Origin of the sequence: Streptomyces sp. NRRL S-920 (assembly GCF_000717945.1) — a bacterium.
GTDB lineage: Bacteria > Actinomycetota > Actinomycetes > Streptomycetales > Streptomycetaceae > Streptomyces > Streptomyces alboniger.
Genome location: NZ_JODF01000006.1, coordinates 116,979 through 139,482, shown reverse-complemented (window position 1 = coordinate 139,482; position 22,504 = coordinate 116,979). Strand labels below are relative to the sequence as shown.

Genomic DNA, 22,504 nt, shown 5'->3' with positions numbered 1-22,504 from the left:
GGAAAATCACGGTGCGTCCGGCACCCCGGGAGCCGTAAGCTGTATCAGCCACCTTTACGCCTTACCGGAGGCCACGTGCCCAGCCCCTACCGCGCTCTCTTCGCCGCCCCCGGCACCAAGGCGTTCTCCACCGCCGGGTTCCTCGGCCGCATGCCGATATCGATGATGGGCATCGGCATCGTGACGATGGTGTCCCAGCTGACCGGGCGCTACGGCCTCGCGGGCGCGCTGTCGGCGACCGTCGCGCTGTCCGCCGCCGCGATGGGGCCGCAGATATCGCGGCTCGTGGACCGGCACGGCCAGCGCCGGGTGCTCAGGCCCGCGACGCTGGTCTCCCTGGCCGCGGTGTCGGGTCTGCTGCTCTGCGCGAAGTTCGAGGCGCCGGACTGGACGCTGTTCGTCTTCGCCGCGCTGGTCGGCTGTGTGCCGAGCGTGGGTTCGATGATCAGGGCGCGCTGGGCCGTCCTCTACCGCGACACCCCGCAGCTGCACACCGCGTACTCCTTCGAGTCGGTGGTGGACGAGGTCTGCTTCATCTTCGGGCCGATCATCTCGATCGGGCTCTCCACGGTGTGGTTCCCCGAGGCCGGGCCGCTGCTCGCCGGGGCCTTTCTCGCCGTGGGCGTCTTCTGGCTGACGGCCCAGCGGGACACCGAGCCGGTGCCGCACCCTCGCGAACACCACACCGGGGGTTCGGCGTTGCGCTCGGGCGGCCTCCAGGTGCTCGTCGCCACCTTCGTCGCGACCGGCACGATCTTCGGGGCGATCGACGTGGTCACCGTGGCGTACGCGGAGGACCAGGGCCACAAGTCCGCGGCGAGCCTGGTGCTCGCGGTCTACGCCCTCGGCTCCTGCCTCGCCGGGGCCGTCTTCGGGCTGCTGCGCTTCAAGGGGGCGCCGGCCCCCAGGTGGCTGCTGGGTGTCTGTGCGATGGCCGTGAGTATGATCCCGCTTCAACTGGTCGGGAACCTGCTGTTTCTGGCCGTGGCGCTGTTCGTCGCGGGGCTCTCCATCGCACCGACAATGATCACGACGATGGCCCTCGTCGAGCAGCACGTACCACGCGCGAAACTGACCGAGGGCATGACCTGGGTGAGCACCGGGCTCGCGGTCGGCGTCGCGCTCGGCTCCTCCGCGGCCGGCTGGGTGATCGACGCCGCGGGACCGGACGCCGGGTATGCGGTTCCGGGGATCTCGGGAGCGGCCGCGGTCGTGGTCGGGTTCCTGGGGTATCGCCGGCTGAACGGGCCGGTTCCGCGACGGGGAGGGACCCATGAGCACGGGAACGGGCACGGGAAGCGGGAAGAGCACAGCGACGTGGCGTAACTGGGCGGGGAACGTCACCACGCGGCCCGCCAGGGAGGTCACCCCCGCGACGGTGGACGAACTGGCCGGGGCGCTGCGCGAGGCCAGGGCCGACGGCCTCAGGGCGAAGCCCGTCGGCGCGGGCCACTCCTTCACGGCGGCCGCCGCGACCGACGGCCTCCTCATACGCCCCGGCCTGCTCACCGGCATCCGCGGCATCGACCGCGCGGCGGGCACGGTCACCGTCGAGGCGGGCACCCCGCTGAAGCGCCTGAACACGGCGCTCGCCCGTGAGGGCCTGTCGCTCACGAACATGGGCGACATCATGGAGCAGACCGTCTCCGGAGCCGTCAGCACCGGCACCCACGGCACGGGCCGCGACTCGGCCTCGATCGCCGCGCAGATCACCGGCCTTGAGCTGGTCACCGCGGACGGCACGGTCCTGACCTGCTCCGCCGACGAGAACGCCGATGTCTTCGCCGCCGCTCGCGTCGGGCTCGGCGCGCTCGGCGTCATCACCGCGATCACCTTCGCCGTGGAGCCGCTCTTCTTCCTCACGGCCCGCGAGGAGCCGATGACCTTCGAGAGGGTCACCAGCGACTTCGATGCCCTCTTCACCGAGAACGAGCACTTCGAGTTCTACTGGTTCCCGCACACCGGCAACTGCAACACCAAGCGCAACAACCGCAGCCTGGGCCCGGTGGCCCCACCCGGCAGGATCAGCGCCTTCGTAGAGGACGAACTGCTCTCCAACGGCCTCTTCCAGGTGGTCAACTCCCTCGGCCGGGCCGTGCCCGCGACCATCCCGGGCATCGCCAAGGTCTCCAGCAAGGCGCTCTCCGCCCGCACGTACACGGACATCCCCTACAAGGTCTTCACCAGCCCGCGCAGGGTGCGCTTCATGGAGATGGAGTACGCCGTTCCGCGCGAGGCCCTCGTGGAGACCCTGCGCGAGCTGAAGGCCATGGTGGACCGCTCGCGGCTGCGGATCAGCTTCCCCGTGGAGGTCCGCACGGCGCCCGCGGACGACATCGCGCTCTCCACGGCCTCGGGCCGGGAGAGCGCGTACATCGCCGTCCACATGTACAAGGGCACGCCGTACCAGGCGTACTTCGCGGCGGCCGAGCGGATCTTCACCGCGCACGAGGGGCGGCCGCACTGGGGCAAGCTGCACACGCGCGACGCGGAGTACTTCGCCGAGGCGTACCCCCGCTTCGGCGAGTTCACGGCCCTGCGCGACCGCCTGGACCCCGACCGCGTGTTCGGCAACGCCTATCTGCGGCGGGTCCTCGGCGACTGACGCCGGCTACGGGCTGGTGGTCTCGCCCTGCTGCGCGTCGCCGCCCGGACCGGTGCCGCTGCCGGGCCCCGTGCCGCTGGACGGCGTGGGGGCCGGAGGCGGCGTCGGCGTCGGGTCCGTCTTGGAACCGTCGTCTCCGGAGTCGTCGCCCGTGTCCTTGCCGGGATCGGTGCCGGTGCCGTTGTCGGGCTCGTTGTCCGAACCGGAGTCGTGGCCTGTGCCGTTGCCGTTGCCGTCGCCCTGGCCCGGCGTCCGACCGCCGGTCCCGTCCGGGTCCGGCGTCGCGGTGCCGCCGCCCTCCTGGGAACCGTCATCGGTCCCCGAAGTGCCGTTGTCCGAGGGCTGCACTGACGGCTCGGAAGGAGTGGACGGCCTCTTCGGAGAGGAGTTGTGCCCCGAGAAGCCGTTGCTGATCGTCGTGCCCTTGCCTCCGCTGAGATCCTCCCCGGACACCAGCTCGTACGTGGTGATCCCGGCCATCGCGACACCGAAGACGACTGCCCCCGCGATCAACGGCCGCTTCCAGCTGCGGATCCGCGCGCGGTGTGTGGTCCCGTCGGTGAACTCGTCCGACGACTCGTCCGACGGGAGCGGCCGTTCGACCGGTGTCCCCGGAGGCGGCACCTGAGTCCCCGCGCGGAGCACGCGCGTGGCGTCGTCGCGGGGCAGGAGCTGGGTGGCGTCCTCGCGTGGCATCGACTGCGTGGCGTCGACCGAGCCGAGCAGTTGCGTCTGCTCGGCGTCGAGGTCGGCGGCCACCGACGGCAGTACGGTCGTCGGGTCGGCGTCGGCCGCGGCCGCCGGCGCCCCGGTCGCGTCCGGCTCGGCTCCGGCTTCCTGACGGCGGCCCCACGTGGTGGTCACGGGCCCGGTGGTGGACGCGGCGCCCGGGTAGGCGGTGGTTCTGAACGTGTCCGGCACCGATGTGGCGGTGGTCACCGGCACTTGGTGCGCCTTCGGCTTGGCCTGCACCGCGACGACGCGTATCTGCTCGCCCGTGCGCTTGAAGAAGTGCTGGAAGATCGTGCCGCCGCAGGTGGCGATGCCGCTCACGACGCCGGCGCCGAGGATCGTTCCGTAGACGCCGAGGTTCGAGGCCAGCTTCGCCGCCACGACCGCGGCGATGGCGCTCCCCGCCACCTGCGGCACGCTGAGATCGAGGCGCCGCGTCTCCTCCGGCTCCTCCTGGTCCTTCGCGGCCGTGCCCTTCGAGTCCGTACCCTTCGACCCCTTGCCGGAATCCGGCTTTATTCGCATCTCCGACCCTTGCCTGCCTTTCTCACCTTTTCGACTGACCACACGAGAAGGGGACGTACGGGCGAAGCCATTAGTTCCGTTTCGGGGGTTTCCGTGAAGTGCGCCACCTGCGCGCGGGGTTGTGAGCCCGAAAACGCCACCAACTCCCTTCCCCCATGAGAAGTTCGGCGGCGCGGCGGTCCACCCGCGTGGCCCGAATGGAGTACTGTTGCGAGCCCTGGGTCCGGTCTCCCGCCAGGGTGCCCGGGGCCTTCCAGAACCACCGGGTGGGAGGCTCGCTGCACAGGGTGACGAACGTCGTCACTTAGCGTTGCGAAACGGTAACCGTGCCATAACGGCGATCCAGGGCCCCTGCCCGACACGCCGGGCAACTCGGCAAGGTTGTGGCAGGCTGCACCCGGGCAGGCCACACTCGACTAGCGGAAGCAGCGACGCACGTGACGTCGGCAGGCACCACCCGGGAGGTCCCCATGCCCGAACTGCGTGTCGTGGCCGTCAGCAACGACGGCACACGGCTGGTGCTGAAGGCTGCGGACAGCACGGAGTACACGCTTCCGATCGACGAACGGCTGCGCGCGGCCGTCCGCGGCGACCGGCCCCGCCTCGGCCAGATCGAGATCGAGGTGGAGAGCCACCTCCGCCCGCGTGACATCCAGGCACGGATACGTGCCGGTGCCAGCGCGGAAGAAGTGGCCCAGCTCGCCGGAATCCCCGTTGATCGCGTCCGCCGCTTCGAAGGACCCGTGCTCGCCGAGCGCGCCTTCATGGCGGAGCGCGCCAGGAAGACCCCCGTACGCCGTCCCGGCGAGAACACCGGCCCCCAGCTCGGCGAGGCCGTCCAGGAACGGCTGCTGCTGCGCGGCGCCGACAAGGAATCCGTCCAGTGGGACTCCTGGCGCCGTGACGACGGCACCTGGGAGGTCCTGCTCGTCTACCGCGTCGCGACCGAGCCGCACTCCGCGAGCTGGACGTACGACCCGCCCCGGCGGCTCGTCCAGGCCGTGGACGACGAGGCGCGCTCGCTGATCGGCGAGACGGACGACATCGCGGCACCGGAGCCCAGCTTCCCGTTCGTGCCGCGCATCGCCCGGCTCCCCCGGGACCGGCCGTCGGACCGGCCGCTCGACCGCGCCCTGGACCGGCAGCTGGACCGCCCGAGCATCCCCGCCTCCCCCGGCGACCCCGCGGAGGAGGGCGAGGGCGCGGGCTCCGCGGTCGCCGAGCAGGAGCGCGACTCGCTGACGAGCCTCCTGGAGGCGGTGCCCAGCTTCCGCGGCGACATGGTCGTGCCCGAGCGCCCCGCGGTCACGACCACCGCCGAACTGCCGCCGCCCGCTCAGGAGGAGTCCGAGCAGGAGACGGAGGCCGAGGAGGCCCCCGCGGCATCGGCCGGCGCCGGTGCGGCCTACGCGGACGTGCTCATGCCGCGCTCGGTGGCCAGCCACCGCGACCGGCTCGTCGGCTCCACGGACCGTCAGGCCGAGGCCGACGGAGTGCGCCCCGGGCGCCGCGCCGCGGTGCCCAGCTGGGACGAGATCGTCTTCGGCACGCGGCGCAAGAAGCAGGAGTAGCCCCGCCCCCGGACACCCCTGACGTACGACACCACAGGCCCCGCACCGGCAGGTGCGGGGCCCGTGTGCGTTCATCCGTGGCCTACTGCGGGTCAGGGCCCGTCGCGACCGGACGGGAGCCGTCCGCCGACCACTCCGACCACGAGCCGACGTACAGCGCCGCCGGAATCCCCGCTACCGCGAGCGCCAGCACCTCGTGGGCGCCCGAGACGCCCGAGCCGCAGTAGACGCCGACCTCCGAAGTGCCGGACGCGCCCAGTGCCTTGAAGCGGTCCGCAAGCTCGGCGGCCGGCTTGAAGCGGCCGTCCTCCTCGACGTTCTCGGTGGTCGGCGCCGACACCGCGCCCGGGATGTGGCCGGCCACCCGGTCGATCGGCTCGACCTCGCCGCGGTAGCGCTCGGCCGCGCGGGCGTCCAGGAGCAGGCCCGAGCGGGCCAGGGCCGCGGCCGAGTCCGCGTCGAGGAAGTCCGTGCTGTTCGGGGCGGGCTCGAAGGAACCCTCGGCCGGGGCCGTCCCCGCGCCCGACTCCAGGGAGCCGGTCCACAGGGCGAGGCCGCCGTCGAGGACGCGTACGGACGTGTGTCCCGTCCAGCGGAGCATCCACCACAGGCGCGCGGCCGCCCAGCTCTGGCCACCGTCGTACACCACGACATCACGGTCGGGCGTAACGCCCGCCGCTCGCATCACGGCGCCGAAGTGCTCCAGGTCGGGGAGCGGGTGGCGGCCGCCGGGACCGGCGGGTCCTGCCAGGTCGGCGTCCAGGTCCACGAAGACGGCCGAGGGAATGTGGCCCTCTTCGTAGGCGTCGCGCATCGAGCCCAGATGCTGCCAGCGGACGTCGAGCAGGACCGGCGGATTCTCGCCCGCCAGGTCGCTCGCGAGTTCGGATGCGGAGATGATGGCGTTCATGGGGCCCATCCTTGCGCATGGGGTGGCCGTATGGGCGAGGTCCGGCTACCCTGCTCGGTCGACCCTCGCCCGACCACAGGGCGTATGGGACCCTGCACGCCCTGTACAGCAGATGGACCCCGTTCGGCCTTCTCGCGGCAAGGGGTGAGACACCGTAAAGCGGGCATCCTCCGCGGGAAGCCGGGCAGCGCGGCGCGGCCGGGACGCGCCACGCGACAGGTGGTGCGAGCATCTGCGAGGGCGCGCAAGCGCGCGGCGCGGGCGCGCGCGTTCGACGGAGAGCGGAAGCGAAGCGGCCACCACGTAGGCCGAGGAGAGGGTGACGATGACCGAGGCACAGGCGTCCGCAGGGCGGCGCGACGGCGCGGGAACCGGTCGCAGCGCACCCGGCACACCCTGCTGGGTGAGTCTGATGGCGCATGGCCTGACAGCGACCCAGGAGTTCTACGGAGCGCTCTTCGGCTGGGAGTTCCGGCCGGGCCCCGAGCAGCTCGGCCCCTATGTGCGGGCGCTGCTCGACGGCCGGGAAGTGGCCGGCATCGGCCAGCTGCCGTCCGACCGGCATCTGCCGATCGCGTGGACGCCCTATCTGGCGACGGACGACGCGGACGCGACGGCCGAGGCGGTGCGACACTGCGGCGGCACGATCGGCGTGGGCCCGATCACCGCGGGCAAGGCGGGCCGGATGGCCATCGCGTCGGACCCCACGGGCGCCGTGTTCGGGCTCTGGCAGCCCGCGCGGCACCTGGGCAGCGCCGTGATCGGGGAGCCGGGCGCACCGGCCTGGAACGAGCTGGTGACGCGGGAGACCGCGAGCGTCGTCCCGTTCTACCGAGCCGTGTTCGGCTACACGGAAGAGGCCGTCGTCTCCGCCGACTTCGACTATCTGACCCTTCAGCTCGACGGCCGGCCGGTGGCTGCCATGCACGGGGTCGGGGAGGCGCTGCCGCGCGACCGGGGCCCGCACTGGATGACGTACTTCGAGGTCGCCGATGTGAAGGAGGCGGTGGACCGGGTGACCGAGCTGGGCGGGCAGGTCGTCAGAGCGCCGTGGGACGGGTCCCGGGGCCGGATGGCGACGGTCGCCGACCCGGAGGGCGCGGTCTTCACCGTCGTACGCTCACACGCCCGCGCCTGATCCGGCGCGGGCGGCGTTGTCCGCGTCAGGCGCGGGTGACGGCGGCGTCCACCGGCAGGACGTCGGGCGACAGGGCGCCCGCGCGGGCGGTCGCCGCCGTCGCCCTGCGCCGGTGGTGGCGGCGGCACAGGACCTCGTAACCGACCTCGCCCGAGGACTGGTTGACGTCGCCGACGACGACCTGGGCGCCCTCGACGACCATCTCGCCGCCTATGGTGCGGGCGTTGTGCGTGGCGCGGGCGCCGCACCAGCACAGGGCCTCGACCTGGAGCACCTCGACGCGGTCGGCCAGCTCGACCAGGCGCTGCGAGCCCGGGAAGAGCTTGGAGCGGAAGTCCGTCGTGATACCGAAGGCGAAGACGTCCAGACCGAGGTCGTCGACGATCCGTGCGAGCTGGTCGATCTGGCCGGGGGCCAGGAACTGCGCCTCGTCCGCGATCACGTAGTCCGCGCGGCCGCCCTGGGAGAGGTGGTCGACGAGATGGGCGTAGAAGTCGAAGTCGTCCGCGGCCTCGATCGCGTCGGTGACGAGGCCGAGCCGTGAGGAGAGCTTGCCCTCACCCGCGCGGTCGTCCCTCGTGAAGATCATCCCCTGGAGTCCGCGGGCCGAGCGGTTGTGCTCGATCTGGAGAGCCAGCGTGCTCTTTCCGCAGTCCATCGTTCCGGAGAAGAACACCAGCTCGGGCATGGGGAGTTGCGAACCTTTCGGGGGCGTGCGGAGTCGGGGCGCCGTCAACGGCGCATCAGGGGGGTGCGGCTAGGAGCGTACTTCGAGGAGGGGGACGAGCTGCTCTACGGGGGTCATCGAGCCGTGCATGCCGACGAGCGAGGACTCCTTGGGCTCGCGCTCCGAGGCGATGATCGCGACATCGTCGTGCGCGGCCGCGATGACGTCGCCAAGACGGTCGTACACACGTTGATCAATGTGTGGACCGAACCATCCCGCGGCGATCGCCTCGTCGCGGGAGGCCACCCAGAACTGCTCGCCGAGTACCTCGCGCCACACCGTCAATACGTCATTGACGGCGCCCTGTACCGCGTAGACGTGGCGGGCGCGGCCCTCGCCGCCGAGGTGGGCGACGCCGGCGCGCAGCTCCCAGTCCTCGTCGAAGTCGATGCGGGAGGCGTCGTCGAAGGGGATGTCGATCATGCCGTGGTCCGCGGTGACGTAGAGGGCGCTGCGCGGGGGCAGCTGCTCGGCGAGGCGCTGGGCGAGCCGGTCGACGTACATGAGTTGGCCGCGCCAGGCGTCGGAGTCGATGCCGAAGCGGTGTCCCTTGCCGTCCACTTCCGCGTAGTACGTGTAGACCAGGGACCGGTCCCCCGCCGCCAGTTGCTCGGCGGCGAGGTCCATGCGGTCCTCTCCGGAGAGCTTGCCGCGGAAGGTGCCGCCGCTCAGGGCGACCTTCGTGAGCGGGGTGCTCTCGAAGGTCGGGGAGGACACCTGGGCGGTGTGCACGCCCGCGTCGTGGGCCCGCTGGAAGACCGTCGGGTACGGCTGCCACGCGCGCGGGTCGGTCCACGGATTCCAGCGCAGCTGGTTCATCAGCTCGCCGGTGGCGGGGTTGCGCACGGTGTAGCCGGGCAGGCCGTGCGCGCCGGGCGGCAGGCCCGTGCCGACCGAGGCGAGCGAGGTCGCGGTGGTCGCGGGGAAGCCGGCGGTGATCGGCTGTCCGGTGCCGCCCCGCGAACCGGCGAGCAGCGACGTCAGGAAGGGGGCCTCGCCGGGGTGGGCCTTGAGCTGCTCCCAGCCGAGGCCGTCGATCAGGAAGACGCAGTTCCGGTCGGCGGGGGCGAGTTCGGCGATGGGCGGTGTCTCGTAGCCGGGCACGCCCTGGTGGGAGACGAGCGTGGGCAGCAGGTCGGCGAGCGACCCGGAGCCGTACGCCGGCACGGGGGCCGTGTCGAGGGCGAGCGGTTCCACGTCGTCCCAGGCGGGCAGGGACATCAGCGGGCGGTGTCCGCGGTCGCCTCGGACAGGGCCTGGGCGAAGGCGAGGGTCTGCCGCACGGCGTCGGGGCCGTCGCCCGCCTCGCTGACGCGCAGGCTCAGGTCGTCGGCGGTCGAGCTTCCCGTGTAGCCGTGGTCCGCGTCGCAGTTGGGGTCGCCGCAGGCCGCGGGCTCCAGGTCGATGCGGGAGACGGCGCCCCAGCCGATGGTCAGGACGACCTCGCGGGGCGGCGTGCCCGGCACGTACTTCTCCGGGTTGCCGACGACGCGGCTGAGGACGACCGAGGAGATCCGGCCAATCTTGACCGACTCCGTGGAGGTCGTCGCGTACGGCGTCGGGGACGTGCTGTCCGCCGCCTGCTCGTCGGTGTGGCTGACGATGAAGCGCGTGCCGGTCAGGACGAGGACGGTGACGTGCCGGCGCACTTCGTTGGCGTCGAACGTCGTCTCCTGGTGGACCAGGTAGGACCCGATGGCCTCGCCGCCGATCGCGGCCTCCACCGCCTCGGCCACGAGGGCCGGGTAGTAGCCGCTGCGCTCGATCGCCGCGCGCAGCCCCTGGGTCGTCGTACCGGTCTTTGCCATGCCGCCCATCCTACGGCCCGGTGCGGGGCGCACGGGCCCCCGTGGCCGCCCCGGTGCCCGGATAGCGCGGTTCAGTAGCCGGGGAGCGTGCGCGGGCCGAGGTCGTCGCGGGCGGGCGGGGGCGCGAGGCGGACGGAGGCGCCGAGTACGGAGAGGCCGCGCCGGGCGACGACCACCGGCTCCAGGGAGACGCCGACGACCTCGGGGTGATCGTCGACGAGCCGGGAGACCCGCTGGAGCAGCTCTTCGAGGGCCGGGGTGTCCACGGGGGCGGAGCCGCGCCAGCCGAACAGGAGGGGCGCGGTCCTGATGGATCTGATCAGGGAGCCGGCCTCGCGGTCGGTGACCGGGATGAGGCGGTGGGCGGTGTCGCCGAGCAGTTCGGACGCGGCGCCCGCGAGCCCGAAGGAGAGCACCGCGCCGGCCGCCGGGTCGATGACGGCGCGCACGACGGTGTCGACGCCGCGCGGCGCCATGCCCTGGACGACGGGCCGCAGCTCGGCGGGCTTGCCGAAGGTGTCGATCAACTCTTGATACGTCCTGCGCAGTTGCTCCTCGTCGGCGAGGTCGAGCCGCACGCCTCCGAGGTCGGCGCGGTGGCGCAGGTGCGGGGCCGTGGTCTTCAGGGCCACGGGGTAGCCGATCGTGCGCGCGGCTTCCGCGGCGGCGTCCGGGTCGGGGGCGGGCAGGGCCTGTCGTACGCGGATGCCGTACCGCCCGAGCAGCTCGTGGGCGTCGGCGGGGGCGAGGGTGGCGCCGCGGGGGTCGTCATCCTTGGCCAGCAGCTCCGCGATGCGCTCGGCGGTGCCGCTCTCGTCGATGTCGTCGTACGCGTGGACCTTCCCCGGCTCGGCGGCGTCGCGGCGCCACTGGGCGTACTTGACGGCCTCGGCGAGGGCACGGACGGCTCGCTCGGCGGCGGGGTAGGCGGGGATGCGGTACTGCTCCGCGGGGGGTTCGGCGGGCTCCGCGGCGGCTGTGGGGGCCGGGTCCGGTCCGGCCGGCGCCACGGCGGGCACGCGGGGCTGGGGGCCCGTGGCTCCCGTGGGCGTCTTCGGCCGGGCGTCGGGCCGGGTGCTGGTGGCCGCGGACAGCGCATCGGCGAGGCCGCCGAGTTCGACGTGGACCACGGCGACGGGCTTGGCGGGGCACCCCGCCGCGGCGGCCCGCAGCTCCGTGGCCAGTGTCTCGGGGTCGGCGGAGACCCCGTCCTCCCGCACCCAGGGAATGGCGTTGACGATCACCGCGTCGCACCCGTCGTCCGACAGCGCCTCGGCGAGCGCGGCCCGGAAGTCGGCCGGTGTGGCGCCGGTCGTGAGGTCGCGGGGCGGCAGCGGGCGCAGCCCGTCGGCGACACACGCGTCGTACGTGAGGAGCCCCAGCGACTCGGAGTTGCCGAGGATGCCCACCCGGGGGCCGGACGGCAGCGGCTGCCCCGCGAGCAGCAGGCCCGCGTCGACCATCTCCGTGACGGTGTCCACGCGGATGACTCCGGCCTGGCGCAGCAGCGCGGACACCGTGGCGTGCGGCAGCCGCGTGGCCTGTACCGCGTGCCCCGTGGGCGTGATCCCGCTGTGCCGGGCGCCCTGCACCACGACGAGCGGCTTCGCGGTCGCGGCGCGGCGCGCGAGGCGGGTGAACTTGCGGGGGTTGCCGATGGTCTCCAGGTACATCAGGGCGATGTCGGTGTCCGGGTCCTCGTACCAGTACTGGAGCACGTCGTTGCCGGACACGTCGGCGCGGTTCCCGGAGCCGACGAACGTGGACAGGCCGGCGCCCCGGCGGTGCAGCCCGGACAGCAGCGCGATGCCGATGGCGCCGGACTGGGTGAACAGACCGATGCGCCCGCGCGCGGGGGGCTCGGGAGCGAGCGAGGCGTTGAGCCGCGCCTGGGGCGAGGTGTTGATGACACCGAAGGCGTTGGGGCCGATGAGGCGCATGCCGTACGAGCGTGCCTGGCGCACCAGTTCGCGCTGGCGTCCGCGTCCTTCGGCGCCGCTCTCGCCGTACCCGGCGGAGAGCACCACCAGGCCCTGCACCCCGCGCTCACCGCACTCGGTGACGACCTGGGGCACGCGGTGGGCGGGCACGGCGATCACGGCGAGGTCGACCGGCTCCTCAATGGCCGCCACGGAGCGGTGCGCGGGCACCCCGTCGAGTTCGATGTTTTCGCTGCCCTCGGTGCCCTCGGCGTCCTTGGCGCCCTCGGTGCCCTTGGCGTCCTTGGCGTCATTGGCGAACGCGCTGTTCACCGCGTACAGGCGTCCGGTGAACCCGGCCTCCTTGAGGTTGCGCAATACGCTGCGGCCCACGCCTCCGGGAGTACGGCCCACGCCGATCACCGCGACCGAGCCCGGTGTCAGCAGCCGCTGCACGGAGCGTCCCTCGGCGCGCTGCTCGCGGGCGCGCTGCACGGCGAGCGAGCGGTCGGTGGGCTCCAGGTCGAACTCCAGGCGTACGACGCCGTCCTCGAAGCTGCGCTTCTGCTGGTAGCCGGCGTCCGTGAACACCTTGATCATCTTGGTGTTGGCGGGCAGCACCTCGGCGACGAAGCGCCGGATGCCGCGCTCCCTGGCGACCGCCGCGATGTGTTCGAGGAGCGTGGAGGCCACGCCACGGCCCTGGTGGGCGTCCTGCACGAGGAAGGCGACCTCGGCCTCGTCGGCGGGCGCGCTGGCGGCCATGCCGCGCTCGTCGATGCGGTCGTAGCGGACGGTGGCGATGAACTCGCCGCCCACCGTGGCCGCGAGCCCCACCCGGTCCACCTGGTCGTGGTGGGTGAAGCGGCGCACGTCCTTGGCGGACAGGCGGGGGTAGGGGGCGAAGAAGCGGTAGTACTTCGATTCGTCCGAGACCTGCTCGTAGAAGCTGACCAGGCGGTCCGCGTCCTCGGTGGTGATGGGCCTGATCCGGGCGGTGCCTCCGTCACGCAGCACCACATCGGCTTCCCAGTGGGAGGGATAGTCGTGCCGATCCTGCTGATCCGACGGGGTCTGCATGGGGCCAGGGTACGGGTCGCGGGGCCGTCCGGACCGGGGCAGGCTGGGAGGGGCCGTCGGGCCGGCGGAGCACTCGCGACGGCATGAGACACTGGTCTAGACAAGTGTGAAACACCTGGAAGGGCAGCAACACATGGCTGAGCGCCGCGTCAACGTCGGCTGGGCCGAGGGCCTCCACGCCCGACCCGCCTCCATCTTCGTCCGCGCGGCCACGGCCGCCGGCGTCCCCGTGACGATCGCCAAGGCCGACGGCAACCCGGTCAACGCCGCCTCGATGCTCGCGGTGCTCGGCCTGGGCGCCCAGGGCGGCGAGGAGATCGTGCTCGCCTCCGACGCCGAGGGTGCGGACGCCGCCCTCGACCGTCTGGCGAAGGTGGTCGCGGAGGGCCTTGAGGAGCTTCCCGAGACGGTCTGAACCACGCAGTTCCCTTCGAAGGGCCCACCCTGGAATACGGGGTGGGCCCTTCGTCGATTTGCGGGGCGCCCTTCATTTTCCCGAGAAAGGCAGCGGGCGGACTGATTCGGAAAGCGCGAATAACCGTCTCGGGCAGCATGAATAACCGCGCCCATAAATTTTCGCAGCGACGCTGTGGTCGCACCCTCTTTGTATACGGCGTGGGCGTTAACTCGGGAAACCCGCGGTGTTTACGTCATGTTGCATATCCCTCACGCGGCCGCCCCGCGGTGTCTCACGCCCGCCCCGGGGTGAATGGCGCAATCGGTGCGCGGACGTCGCCCGCTCCGCGTGGCCGGCGGTGAGCGCCCTGGCCCGGTCCGCGTCCCCGCGGGCCACCGCGTCGACGATCGCCGCGTGCTCGGCCCAGGACTCGACCGGCGTGGCCGGGGGCTCGACGACGTACATCCAGGCGATCTTGTGCCGGAGCTGGGTGAGCAGCGTGATGAGGCCGGGGCTGCCGGACGCCTGGGCGAGCGTCTCGTGGAACCAGCCGTCCAGCGAGCGCAGATCCTCCCCCTGACCCTTCCGCGACCGCTGCTGGCCCAGCCGGACGAGGCCGCGCAGGACCTTGAGGTGCGCGTCGGTGCGGCGCTGGGCGGCGCGGGCCGCGGCGAGGGGTTCGAGCAGGGTGCGCAGCTCCAGGAGGTCGGCGGCCTCCTGCTCCGTGGGCTCGGCGACGCAGGCGCCCGCGTGCCGCCGCGTGACGACGAAGCCCTCGGCCTCCAGGGTGCGCAGGGCCTCGCGCACAGGGACGCGCGAGACGCCGTACCGGCGCGCGAGAAGCTCCTCGGCGAGCCGACCGCCCCTTTCGTAGACACCGGAGACAATGTCGTCCCGGATGGCCGTGCATACCGAGTGCGCGGGAATGCGCATGACCGGACCTCCGCCTTAATCCCCGCGAAACGCGGTCGACCGACGCTCGTTCAGCGACTCTATTGCAGGGCATCGGATTTTCCGATGGCGGGTCGGAATCCATGGATATCTTTTGGCCAAAGGCGAACGGGCCGGGAAACGGTCGGTCCGGAAACGACGAAGGCCCCGGCTCGGGAGAGCCGGGGCCTTCGGTGAAGTGCGGGGCGGTCAGACGTTGACGCCGTGCGAGCGGAGGTACGCCACGGGGTCGATGTCCGAGCCGTACTCGGCGCCGGTGCGGGCCTCGAAGTGGAGGTGCGGGCCACTGGAGTTGCCGGTGGAGCCCGAGAGGCCTATCTGCTGGCCCGGGGTGACCGTCTGGCCGACGGTGACGCTGAGGGACGACATGTGGCCGTACTGGGTGTACGTACCGTCGTTCATCTTGATCACGACGTTGTTGCCGTAGGCGCCGCCCCAGCCCGCCTCGACGACGGTGCCGCCGCCGACGGCGTGGACCGTGGTGCCGGACGCGGCGTGGAAGTCGACGCCCGTGTGGCTGCCGGAGGACCACATGGCGCCACCGGTCTGGTAGCCCGTGGAGACGTACGAGCCGGCGATCGGGGAGACGTAGGTGTTCAGGCGCTTGCGCTCGGCCTCGCGGGCGGCGCGCTCCTTGGCCTCGCGCTCCTTCTTGGCCTTCACCTTGGCCTCGGCCTCGGCCTTGCGCTTGTCCTCCGCGGCCTTCTTCTTGGCGGCCGCTTCGGCCAGCTTGGCGGCGGCCGCGTCGTCGGCGGCCTGCCGCTGGGCGGCGGCCTGCGCGTCGATCGTCTCGGCGAGTGAACCGCCGACGGATATCGCCTGGGTGAGCCCGGTGTGCTCGACGGCCGCGTCGTCGGCGGCGGCGAGCGCGGGAGCGGCCATGCCTCCGATGACGCCGGTGGTGGTGAGCGCGGCGACGCCCGCGACGTTCGCAGTGGTGCGGGTGAGGCGGCTGGGACGACGGTGCTTCCCGGTGGCACGGGTGAACGCCATGAAGCGGCTGATCCTTTCCTTCCTTCTCGCCTACCGGGTTAGCTGACGGGTTCGGAGCAGGAAGGTCTCCTACGAGTCCCTCGCCTGACGGCAAGGTGCCCGATTCACCCCAGGGGACATGTGGGTCCCCGGCTCCCCTGGCTCGCGCCGTACGGGGACTCGGCGATGACTGTCCGGTGCCGCGGGTGCGACGTACTGCGTGACGAACAGACGGACTGACGCTAAACGTGCCCTCTGTCAATCGACAAACAGAACGCGACTTTTGTAGCGCACGCCACACGGCAGACAGGCAACCTCCATATGAATTCGGACATATGAGAACCCCGGCGGCCGAAAAGGTCGCCGGGGTCCCGATATGTCCTGCCTGTCACTCAGCCCGTGACCACACTCACTTCGCCGATGCCGAGCGCCTTGACGGGCTCCTCGATCCGTGCGGCGTCCCCGACGAGGACCGTCACCAAGTGGTCCTCCGGGAAGGCGCTCACGACGGCCGCGGTGGCCTCCACGGTGCCGGTCGCCGCCAACTGCCGGTAGAGCTGCGCCTGGAAGTCGTCCGGGAGGTTCTGCTCGACCTGGTCGGCCAGCGTGGCGGCCACGGAGGCGGCCATCTCGAACTTGAGCGGGGCCACACCCACCAGGTTCTGCACCGCCACGTCGCGCTCGGCGTCGGTCAGGCCCTCCGCGGCGAGCGTGCGCAGGACCTTCCAGAGGTCGTCGAGCGCGGGCCCCGTGGACTCCGTGTCCACCGATCCGCTGATGGCGAGCATCGCGGCGCCCGTGCCGTCCGGGGCGGAGCGCAGGACCTGGCTGAACGCCCGTACGCCGTAGGTGTATCCCTTCTCCTCGCGCAGGACGCGGTCCAGACGGGAGGTGAGGGTGCCGCCCAGGCAGTACGTGCCGAGGACCTGGGCGGGCCAGACCCTGTCGTGCCGGTCCGGCCCGATGCGGCCGATGAGGAGCTGCGTCTGGACGGCTCCGGGGCGGTCCACGATGACGACGCGGCCCGTGTCGTCGGCGGTGATCGGCGGCATCGGGCGGGCCTCGGCGGTGCCACCCGTCCAGGTGCCCACGGTGTCCGCGAGGACGGCGTCCGGGTCGGTGCCCGCGAGGTCGCCGACGACCACCAGGGTGGCCGTGGCGGGGCGGACGTGCTTCTCGTAGAAGGCGCGCACCGCGGCCGAGTCGATGGCCGCGACCGTCTCCTCGCTGCCCTGGCGGGGGCGGGACATGCGCGAGGTCGCCGGGAACAGCTGCCTGGACAGCTCCTTGGCGGCGCGGCGCGCGGGGTTGGCGGCCTCGTGCGGGATCTCGTCCAGGCGGTTGCGTACGAGGCGCTCGATCTCGCTGTCCGCGAAGGCGGGGGCGCGCAGGGCGTCGGAGAGCAGGCCGAGCGCCTTCGGGAGGCGGGAGACCGGGACTTCGAGGGAGACCCGGACGCCGGGGTGGTCGGCGTGCGCGTCCATCGTGGCGCCGCAGCGGTCCAGCTCGGCGGCGAACTCCTCCGCGGAGTGCTTGTCGGTGCCTTCGTTGAAGGCCCTCGCCATGATGGTGGCGACGCCGTCGAGGCCCTCCGGCTCGGCGTCCAAAGGCGCCTCGAGGTTGACCTCGACGGCGACGACCTGCTGGCCGGGGCGGTCGCAGCGCAGCACCGTGAGGCCGTTGGCCAGGGTGGAGCGCTCGGGGGCGGGGAAGGCCCACGGCTTGGCCTGGCCGGCCTGGGGCTGCGGGTGGAACTGCATCGTCGCGGCCTCGCTCACTTCGCCGCCTCCTCTTCCTCGTCGGTCTCGTCGGCGCCGTCGGTGGCCGTCACGGGCTCGTACACGAGGACCGCGCGGTTGTCGGGACGCAGGCGGGCCTTGGCGACCTCCTGGACCTCCTCCGCGGTGACGTCCAGGACGCGCTGGACGGCGGTGAGGGCGAGCTGCGGGTCGCCGAACAGGACCGCGTACCGGCAGAGTTCGTCCGCGCGGCCCGCGACCGTGCCGAGCCGGTCGAGCCACTCGCGCTCCAGCTGCGCCTGGGCGCGTTCCATCTCCTCCGGAGTGGGGCCCTCCGCGGCGAACCGGGCGAGTTCCTCGTCGACGGCGGCCTCGATGACCGGGACCTCGACATCGCCGGAGGTCTTCACGTCCAGCCAGCCGAGCGAGGGGGCGCCCGCGAGACGGAGCAGACCGAAACCGGCCGCGACGGCGGTACGGTCGCGGCGCACGAGCCGGTTGTAGAGCCGGGAGGAGTCGCCGCTGCCGAGGACGGTCAGCGCCAGGTCGGCCGCGTCGCACGCGCGCGTGCCGTCCTCGGGGAGGCGGTAGGCGGCCATCAGGGCGCGCGCCGGGACGTCCTCCTCGACGACCTCGCGCAGCTCCTCGCCGATGCGCTCCGGGAGGGAGCCGTCCCGCGGGGGCTGCTTGCCGTCGTGCGAGGGGATCGACCCGAAGTACTTCTCGACCCAGGCGAGCGTCTGCTCCGGGTCGATGTCGCCGACGACCGAAAGCACCGCGTTGTTCGGCGCGTAGTACGTGCGGAAGAACGCGCGGGCGTCCTCCAGGGTGGCCGCGTCCAGGTCGGCCATGGAGCCGATCGGCGTGTGGTGGTAGGGGTGACCCTCCGGATACGAGAGCGCGGTCAGCTTCTCGAAGGCGGTGCCGTACGGGACGTTGTCGTAGCGCTGGCGGCGTTCGTTCTTGACGACGTCGCGCTGGTTCTCCATGGACTCCTCGTCGAGCGCGGAGAGCAGCGAGCCCATCCGGTCGGCCTCGAGCCACAGGGCCAGCTCCAACTGGTGGGCGGGCATCGTCTCGAAGTAGTTGGTGCGCTCGAAGCTCGTCGTGCCGTTGAGCGAGCCGCCCGCGCCCTGGACCAACTCGAAGTGGCCGTTGCCGGGCACCTGCTTCGATCCCTGGAACATCAGGTGTTCGAAGAGGTGAGCGAGGCCGGTTCGCCCCTTGACCTCGTGGCGGGAGCCGACGTCGTACCAGAGGCAGACCGCGGCGACCGGGGTCAGGTGGTCCTCGGAGAGCACCACGCGCAGGCCATTGGCCAGCCGGTGCTCGGTCGCTGTCAGGCCGCCGGAACCGGCCTCGGCTGTGGCCGTGTGACCCATGGGCATGTACGTCCCTTCGATCGCTGGATCGTCGTGATCATCGCTGGGTTCAGAACAATTGCTGCCAGTCCTGCCACTGTATGCAAGCGTGCGGACACCTGACGAAGTTCCCGGTCCGCCCTCGGCGTAGTCAGGAGTGGAGCCGCCGACGCACGGGTCGTGGTCGGCGTTGTCAGTGGGACAGTCCACAATGGTCGGCGTCAGAACCCGCACTTGTTGGTGAAGGAGCCGCAGCAGCGATGGCCCGCCGCAGCACGAAGACCCCGCCGCCCGACGACTCGTTCGAGGAGAAGATCCTCGACATCGACGTCGTCGACGAGATGCAGGGCTCCTTCCTCGAGTACGCGTATTCGGTCATCTACTCCCGGGCCCTGCCTGATGCCCGCGACGGCATGAAGCCGGTGCACCGCAGGATCGTCTATCAGATGAACGAGATGGGCCTGCGCCCCGACCGCGGCTATGTGAAGTGCGCCCGCGTCGTCGGCGAGGTCATGGGTAAGTTGCACCCCCACGGCGACGCGTCGATCTACGACGCGCTGGTGCGCATGGCCCAGCCCTTCTCGATGCGCCTCCCCCTGGTGGACGGCCACGGCAACTTCGGCTCGCTCGGCAACGACGACCCGCCGGCCGCCATGCGGTACACCGAGTGCAAGATGGCCGACGCCACCTCCCTGATGACGGAGTCGATCGACGAGAACACCGTCGACTTCGAGCCGAACTACGACGGCCAGGAGATGGAGCCGTCCGCCCTCCCGGCGGCGTACCCGAACCTCCTGGTCAACGGCGCGTCGGGCATCGCGGTAGGCATGGCGACGAACATGCCGCCGCACAACCTCGGCGAGGTCATCGCCGCGGCCCGCCATCTCATCAAGCACCCGGGGGCCGACCTCGAGACGCTGATGAAGTTCGTCCCGGGCCCCGACCTGCCCACGGGTGGCAAGATCGTCGGCCTGACGGGCATCAAGGACGCGTACGAATCGGGCCGCGGCTCCTTCAAGATCCGCGCGACGGTGGCCGTGGAGAACGTGACAGCGCGCCGCAAGGGCCTCGTCGTCACGGAACTGCCCTTCTCCGTAGGCCCCGAAAAGGTCATCTCGAAGATCAAGGACCTGGTCGGCGCGAAGAAGCTCCAGGGCATCGCCGACGTCAAGGACCTCACCGACCGCTCCCACGGTCTGCGCCTGGTCATCGAGATCAAGAACGGCTTCGTCCCGGAGGCCGTCCTGGAGCAGCTGTACAAGCTGACGCCGATGGAGGAGTCCTTCGGCATCAACAACGTGGCGCTGGTGGACGGCCAGCCCCTCACCCTCGGCCTCAAGGAACTCCTGGAGGTCTACCTCGACCACCGGTTCAACGTGGTGCGCCGCCGCAGCGAGTTCCGCCGCGGCAAGAAGCGCGACCGCCTGCACCTGGTCGAGGGGCTGCTGGTCGCCCTCCTGGACATCGACGAGGTCATCCGCCTCATCCGCTCCAGCGAGAACTCCGCGCAGGCCAAGGAGCGCCTGATCGAGCACTTCTCGCTCAGTGACATCCAGACGCAGTACATCCTGGACACCCCGCTGCGCCGCCTGACCAAGTACGACCGCATCGAGCTGGAGTCCGAGCGCGACAAGCTCAACGGCGAGATCGACGAGCTGACCGGCATCCTGGAGTCGGACGCCGAACTGCGCAAGCTGGTCTCCTCCGAACTGGCCTCGGTCGCCAAGAAGTTCGGCACGGACCGGCGCACGGTTCTCCTGGAGTCCGCGGGCTCCCCGGCCGCCACGGTCTCGCTCCAGGTGGCGGACGACCCGTGCCGCGTGCTCCTGTCGTCGACGGGCCTGCTGGCCCGCACGGCCAACGGCGAGCCCTTCACGGAAGGCGAGACCAAGCGCGTCAAGCACGACGCGATCGTCTCCGCGGTGCCGGCCACGGCGCGCGGCGAGGTGGGCGCGGTCACCTCCGAGGGACGGCTGCTGCGCCTCTCCGTAGTGGACCTCCCGCAGCTGCCGGAGACCATGGGCGCGCCGAATCTCTCCGGAGGGGCGCCCGTTTCGGAGCTGCTTCCCCTGTCGGGGGACGAGAAGCTGATCTGCCTGATGACGCTCGACGAGTCCTCGCCGGGCTTGGCGCTCGGCACCGAGCAGGGCGTGGTCAAGCGCGTGGTGCCCGACTATCCCTCCAACAAGGAGGAGCTGGAGGTCATCACCCTCAAGGACGGCGACCGGATCGTCGGCGCGGCCGAGCTGCGCACCGGCGAGGAGGACCTGGTCTTCATCACGGACGACGCCCAGCTGCTGCGCTACCAAGCCTCCCAGGTGCGCCCCCAGGGCCGCCCCGCGGGCGGCATGACAGGCATCAAGCTCGCCGGGAACGCGAAGGTCATCTCCTTCACGGCCGTGGACCCCGCGGCGGAAGCCGTCGTCTTCACGGTGGCGGGCTCGCGCGGCACGCTCGACGACTCGGTACAGACCACGGCCAAGCTCACTCCGTTCGACCAGTACCCCCGCAAGGGCCGTGCCACGGGCGGTGTGCGCGTCCAGCGGTTCCTGAAGGGCGAGGACTGCCTGAGCTTCGCCTGGGCGGGCCCGACGCCGCTGCACGCGGCCCAGCGCAACGGCACACCGGCCGAGCTGCCCGAGATCGACCCGCGTCGTGACGGCTCGGGCGTCTCTCTCGCGAAGCCGGTGGCCGCGGTGGCGGGCCCGGTGTAGTGACGACGTCCGTCTAGGGCTGCGCGTCCGGCTGGGCGTCCGGCTCCTGGACGTAGCGCAGTACGCCCCACATGCCGTGCTCATCGGCCTGTGGGGCGTACGTGCGACAGGCCTCCAGCTCCTTCTCCAGCGTGCGTACGTCGATGCCGGCCCCGATGAGGACGAGCTGGGTCAGCCGGGGCTCGGCCGGGGCCCAGGGCTGCGGGTAGAAGCGCAGGAACCGGCCGACGGCGTGCACCAGGTAGCGGTTTCGCGGGTCGGCCGCGCCGAAATCGACGTATCCCTTGATGCGGTAGAGCCCCTCGGGCCTGCTGTCGAGCAGGGCCATCAAGGAGCGCGGCTCCATGGGCGCTTCGGAGGTGAAGGAAAGGCTTTCGTAGGCGGAGTGCAGGTGGTCGTGGTGATCGCCGCCCGCCTCGTGGTCGTGCGGAGCGTTCTCGTGGTCGTGCGGAGCGTCGAGATCGCGTAGATCATCGAAGGAGAGCTGCCCGATCCGCTCCCCCACGGGCGCGCGGTCGAAGAACAGCTCCACGTCGACCCGGCCGAACGAGGCGGCGACGACGGCCGCGCGCCCCGCGAGCCCGCGGACGACCCCGAGAACCCGCTCGCGCTCCTCTTCGGGCACCCGGTCGGCCTTGTTGACGACGACGAGGTCGGCCAGGCCCAGATGTCGGTCAAGCTCCGGGTGCCGCCCCCTGGTGGCGTCGAACTCGGCGGCGTCGACGACCTCGACGAGCCCGCCGTACACGATGTGCGGGTTCTCGCTGGCGAGCAGCATCTTCACGAGTTCCTGCGGCTCGGCGAGCCCGCTCGCCTCGATGACGACGACGTCGATCCCGGCGGAGGGCCTGGCGAGCCGGTCCAGGTACTCGTCGAGTTCGCTGGCGTCCACGGCGCAGCACAGGCAGCCGTTGCCGAGCGAGACGGTGGAGTCGCCGAGCTGTCCCGCCACGGACATCGCGTCGATCTCGATCGACCCGAAGTCGTTGACGATCGCCCCGATCCGGCTGCCGCCGCTGCGGTGCAGTAGATGGTTGAGCAGGGTGGTCTTGCCGGAACCCAGGAATCCGGCGAGGACGATGACCGGGATCTGCTGCTTGTTCAACCGTGGGCCCCTCGTACCGACGTTCGCACGGGCCGCGGTGGAACCCGTACGAAGAATGAAGACCGCCCCAGGATAGGCACGCCCCGACGAGCCGCGAAGTGAACGATTGTTAGCGGCGCTCGCGGGGCACACATTGGGCACGGCGCCGGGATGTGCGACCACCACTTCCTTCCGTGCGCCTCCTCTCCGCCTCCCCGCCGATCAGAGCCGCTCGGCACCCTGGGAGACGGCAAGCGCACCGCCCACCGCT

At 71.6% G+C, this 22,504-nt stretch carries 17 protein-coding genes and 1 riboswitch; of the genes, 6 read left to right on the top strand and 11 right to left on the bottom strand.

Annotation, left to right across the window (positions count from 1 at the left end; genetic code table 11):
- Window positions 1–75: 75 nt before the first annotated feature.
- Together IG54_RS0107220 and IG54_RS0107215 are read left to right on the top strand one after the other, a co-directional pair.
- Window positions 76–1,326: an MFS transporter gene (locus IG54_RS0107220; RefSeq protein ID WP_030778695.1), complete on the top strand. Its 1,251-nt coding sequence runs from the start codon at window positions 76–78 to the stop codon at window positions 1,324–1,326.
- Window positions 1,274–2,605 carry a D-arabinono-1,4-lactone oxidase gene (locus IG54_RS0107215; RefSeq protein ID WP_030778693.1) on the top strand — a complete coding sequence of 444 codons (1,332 nt, stop codon included), beginning with the start codon at window positions 1,274–1,276 and terminating at the stop codon, window positions 2,603–2,605. The genes IG54_RS0107220 and IG54_RS0107215 overlap by 53 nt, the downstream gene beginning before the upstream one ends.
- A 6-nt stretch (window positions 2,606–2,611) precedes the next feature.
- Here the strand turns inward: IG54_RS0107215 and IG54_RS37715 are convergent, their stop codons facing one another.
- Entirely contained in the window at window positions 2,612–3,862 is a 1,251-nt protein-coding gene (locus IG54_RS37715) for a hypothetical protein (RefSeq protein ID WP_051819322.1), read from the bottom strand.
- A gap of 437 nt (window positions 3,863–4,299) precedes the next feature.
- On the opposite strand from IG54_RS37715, the gene sepH reads away from it, so the two are divergent.
- The gene (gene sepH / locus IG54_RS0107205; RefSeq protein ID WP_078593812.1) at window positions 4,300–5,433 is read left to right on the top strand and encodes a septation protein SepH; all 1,134 of its coding nucleotides are present in this window, start codon (window positions 4,300–4,302) and stop codon (window positions 5,431–5,433) included.
- A gap of 82 nt (window positions 5,434–5,515) precedes the next feature.
- Here the strand turns inward: sepH and IG54_RS0107200 are convergent, their stop codons facing one another.
- Window positions 5,516–6,343 carry a sulfurtransferase gene (locus IG54_RS0107200; protein ID WP_030778687.1) on the bottom strand — a complete coding sequence of 276 codons (828 nt, stop codon included), beginning with the start codon at window positions 6,341–6,343 and terminating at the stop codon, window positions 5,516–5,518.
- Between the two features lie 325 nt (window positions 6,344–6,668).
- Here IG54_RS0107200 and IG54_RS0107195 point away from each other — a divergent pair, with 325 nt between their 5' ends.
- Complete coding sequence (locus tag IG54_RS0107195; protein WP_078593810.1) at window positions 6,669–7,481, top strand: VOC family protein; 813 nt, start codon at window positions 6,669–6,671, stop codon at window positions 7,479–7,481.
- Window positions 7,482–7,506: 25 nt separating this feature from the next.
- Here IG54_RS0107195 and IG54_RS0107190 read toward each other — a convergent pair whose 3' ends face one another.
- The 4 genes from IG54_RS0107190 to IG54_RS0107175 form a co-directional block, all read right to left on the bottom strand.
- Window positions 7,507–8,169 carry a thymidine kinase gene (locus tag IG54_RS0107190; protein WP_030778683.1) on the bottom strand — a complete coding sequence of 221 codons (663 nt, stop codon included), beginning with the start codon at window positions 8,167–8,169 and terminating at the stop codon, window positions 7,507–7,509.
- A gap of 69 nt (window positions 8,170–8,238) precedes the next feature.
- A complete protein-coding gene (locus tag IG54_RS0107185) occupies window positions 8,239–9,429 on the bottom strand; it encodes an alkaline phosphatase family protein (RefSeq protein WP_030778681.1) in 1,191 nt (396 codons plus the stop codon).
- Window positions 9,429–10,016: a DUF5998 family protein gene (locus IG54_RS0107180; RefSeq protein WP_030778679.1), complete on the bottom strand. Its 588-nt coding sequence runs from the start codon at window positions 10,014–10,016 to the stop codon at window positions 9,429–9,431. The genes IG54_RS0107185 and IG54_RS0107180 overlap by 1 nt, the downstream gene beginning before the upstream one ends.
- 71 nt (window positions 10,017–10,087) lie before the next feature.
- The gene (locus tag IG54_RS0107175; protein WP_030778676.1) at window positions 10,088–13,015 is read right to left on the bottom strand and encodes a bifunctional GNAT family N-acetyltransferase/acetate--CoA ligase family protein; all 2,928 of its coding nucleotides are present in this window, start codon (window positions 13,013–13,015) and stop codon (window positions 10,088–10,090) included.
- A 133-nt stretch (window positions 13,016–13,148) separates the two neighbouring features.
- Here IG54_RS0107175 and IG54_RS0107170 point away from each other — a divergent pair, with 133 nt between their 5' ends.
- Window positions 13,149–13,430, top strand: a complete 282-nt coding sequence (locus IG54_RS0107170) for an HPr family phosphocarrier protein (protein WP_030778674.1) — start codon at window positions 13,149–13,151, stop codon at window positions 13,428–13,430.
- A gap of 207 nt (window positions 13,431–13,637) precedes the next feature.
- On the opposite strand, the gene IG54_RS0107165 is transcribed toward IG54_RS0107170, so the two are convergent.
- The 4 genes from IG54_RS0107165 to IG54_RS0107150 form a co-directional block, all read right to left on the bottom strand.
- Window positions 13,638–14,345, bottom strand: a complete 708-nt coding sequence (locus tag IG54_RS0107165) for a GntR family transcriptional regulator (protein WP_030778671.1) — start codon at window positions 14,343–14,345, stop codon at window positions 13,638–13,640.
- 207 nt (window positions 14,346–14,552) lie between these two features.
- The gene (locus tag IG54_RS0107160) at window positions 14,553–15,356 is read right to left on the bottom strand and encodes a M23 family metallopeptidase (RefSeq protein ID WP_030778669.1); all 804 of its coding nucleotides are present in this window, start codon (window positions 15,354–15,356) and stop codon (window positions 14,553–14,555) included.
- Between the two features lie 12 nt (window positions 15,357–15,368).
- A riboswitch (cyclic di-AMP (ydaO/yuaA leader) is annotated at window positions 15,369–15,531 on the bottom strand.
- A 196-nt stretch (window positions 15,532–15,727) separates the two neighbouring features.
- Window positions 15,728–17,113 carry a M16 family metallopeptidase gene (locus IG54_RS0107155; protein WP_030778668.1) on the bottom strand — a complete coding sequence of 462 codons (1,386 nt, stop codon included), beginning with the start codon at window positions 17,111–17,113 and terminating at the stop codon, window positions 15,728–15,730.
- A complete protein-coding gene (locus IG54_RS0107150; RefSeq protein WP_030778666.1) occupies window positions 17,110–18,462 on the bottom strand; it encodes a M16 family metallopeptidase in 1,353 nt (450 codons plus the stop codon). Before IG54_RS0107150 ends, IG54_RS0107155 begins: the two co-directional genes overlap by 4 nt.
- 233 nt (window positions 18,463–18,695) lie before the next feature.
- Between IG54_RS0107150 and IG54_RS0107145 the strand changes: the two genes are divergently transcribed.
- Window positions 18,696–21,149: a DNA gyrase/topoisomerase IV subunit A gene (locus tag IG54_RS0107145; protein ID WP_030778664.1), complete on the top strand. Its 2,454-nt coding sequence runs from the start codon at window positions 18,696–18,698 to the stop codon at window positions 21,147–21,149.
- Between the two features lie 13 nt (window positions 21,150–21,162).
- On the opposite strand, the gene IG54_RS0107140 is transcribed toward IG54_RS0107145, so the two are convergent.
- Window positions 21,163–22,254, bottom strand: coding sequence for a CobW family GTP-binding protein (locus IG54_RS0107140; RefSeq protein ID WP_030778662.1), 1,092 nt, complete (start codon window positions 22,252–22,254; stop codon window positions 21,163–21,165).
- Between the last annotated feature and the right edge of the window lie 250 nt (window positions 22,255–22,504).

Bases quoted from the DNA above. Each gene is read 5' to 3' on its own strand.
- IG54_RS0107160 (WP_030778669.1), bottom strand. From the start codon at position 15,356: ATGGCGTTCACCCGTGCCACCGGGAAGCACCGTCGTCCCAGCCGCCTC.
- IG54_RS0107175 (WP_030778676.1), bottom strand. From the start codon at position 13,015: ATGCAGACCCCGTCGGATCAGCAGGATCGGCACGACTATCCCTCCCAC.
- IG54_RS0107145 (WP_030778664.1), top strand. From the start codon at position 18,696: ATGGCCCGCCGCAGCACGAAGACCCCGCCGCCCGACGACTCGTTCGAG.
- IG54_RS37715 (WP_051819322.1), bottom strand. From the start codon at position 3,862: ATGCGAATAAAGCCGGATTCCGGCAAGGGGTCGAAGGGTACGGACTCG.
- IG54_RS0107165 (WP_030778671.1), bottom strand. From the start codon at position 14,345: ATGCGCATTCCCGCGCACTCGGTATGCACGGCCATCCGGGACGACATT.
- IG54_RS0107185 (WP_030778681.1), bottom strand. From the start codon at position 9,429: ATGTCCCTGCCCGCCTGGGACGACGTGGAACCGCTCGCCCTCGACACG.
- IG54_RS0107195 (WP_078593810.1), top strand. From the start codon at position 6,669: ATGACCGAGGCACAGGCGTCCGCAGGGCGGCGCGACGGCGCGGGAACC.
- IG54_RS0107180 (WP_030778679.1), bottom strand. From the start codon at position 10,016: ATGGCAAAGACCGGTACGACGACCCAGGGGCTGCGCGCGGCGATCGAG.
- IG54_RS0107200 (WP_030778687.1), bottom strand. From the start codon at position 6,343: ATGAACGCCATCATCTCCGCATCCGAACTCGCGAGCGACCTGGCGGGC.
- IG54_RS0107170 (WP_030778674.1), top strand. From the start codon at position 13,149: ATGGCTGAGCGCCGCGTCAACGTCGGCTGGGCCGAGGGCCTCCACGCC.
- IG54_RS0107190 (WP_030778683.1), bottom strand. From the start codon at position 8,169: ATGCCCGAGCTGGTGTTCTTCTCCGGAACGATGGACTGCGGAAAGAGC.
- IG54_RS0107215 (WP_030778693.1), top strand. From the start codon at position 1,274: ATGAGCACGGGAACGGGCACGGGAAGCGGGAAGAGCACAGCGACGTGG.
- IG54_RS0107150 (WP_030778666.1), bottom strand. From the start codon at position 18,462: ATGCCCATGGGTCACACGGCCACAGCCGAGGCCGGTTCCGGCGGCCTG.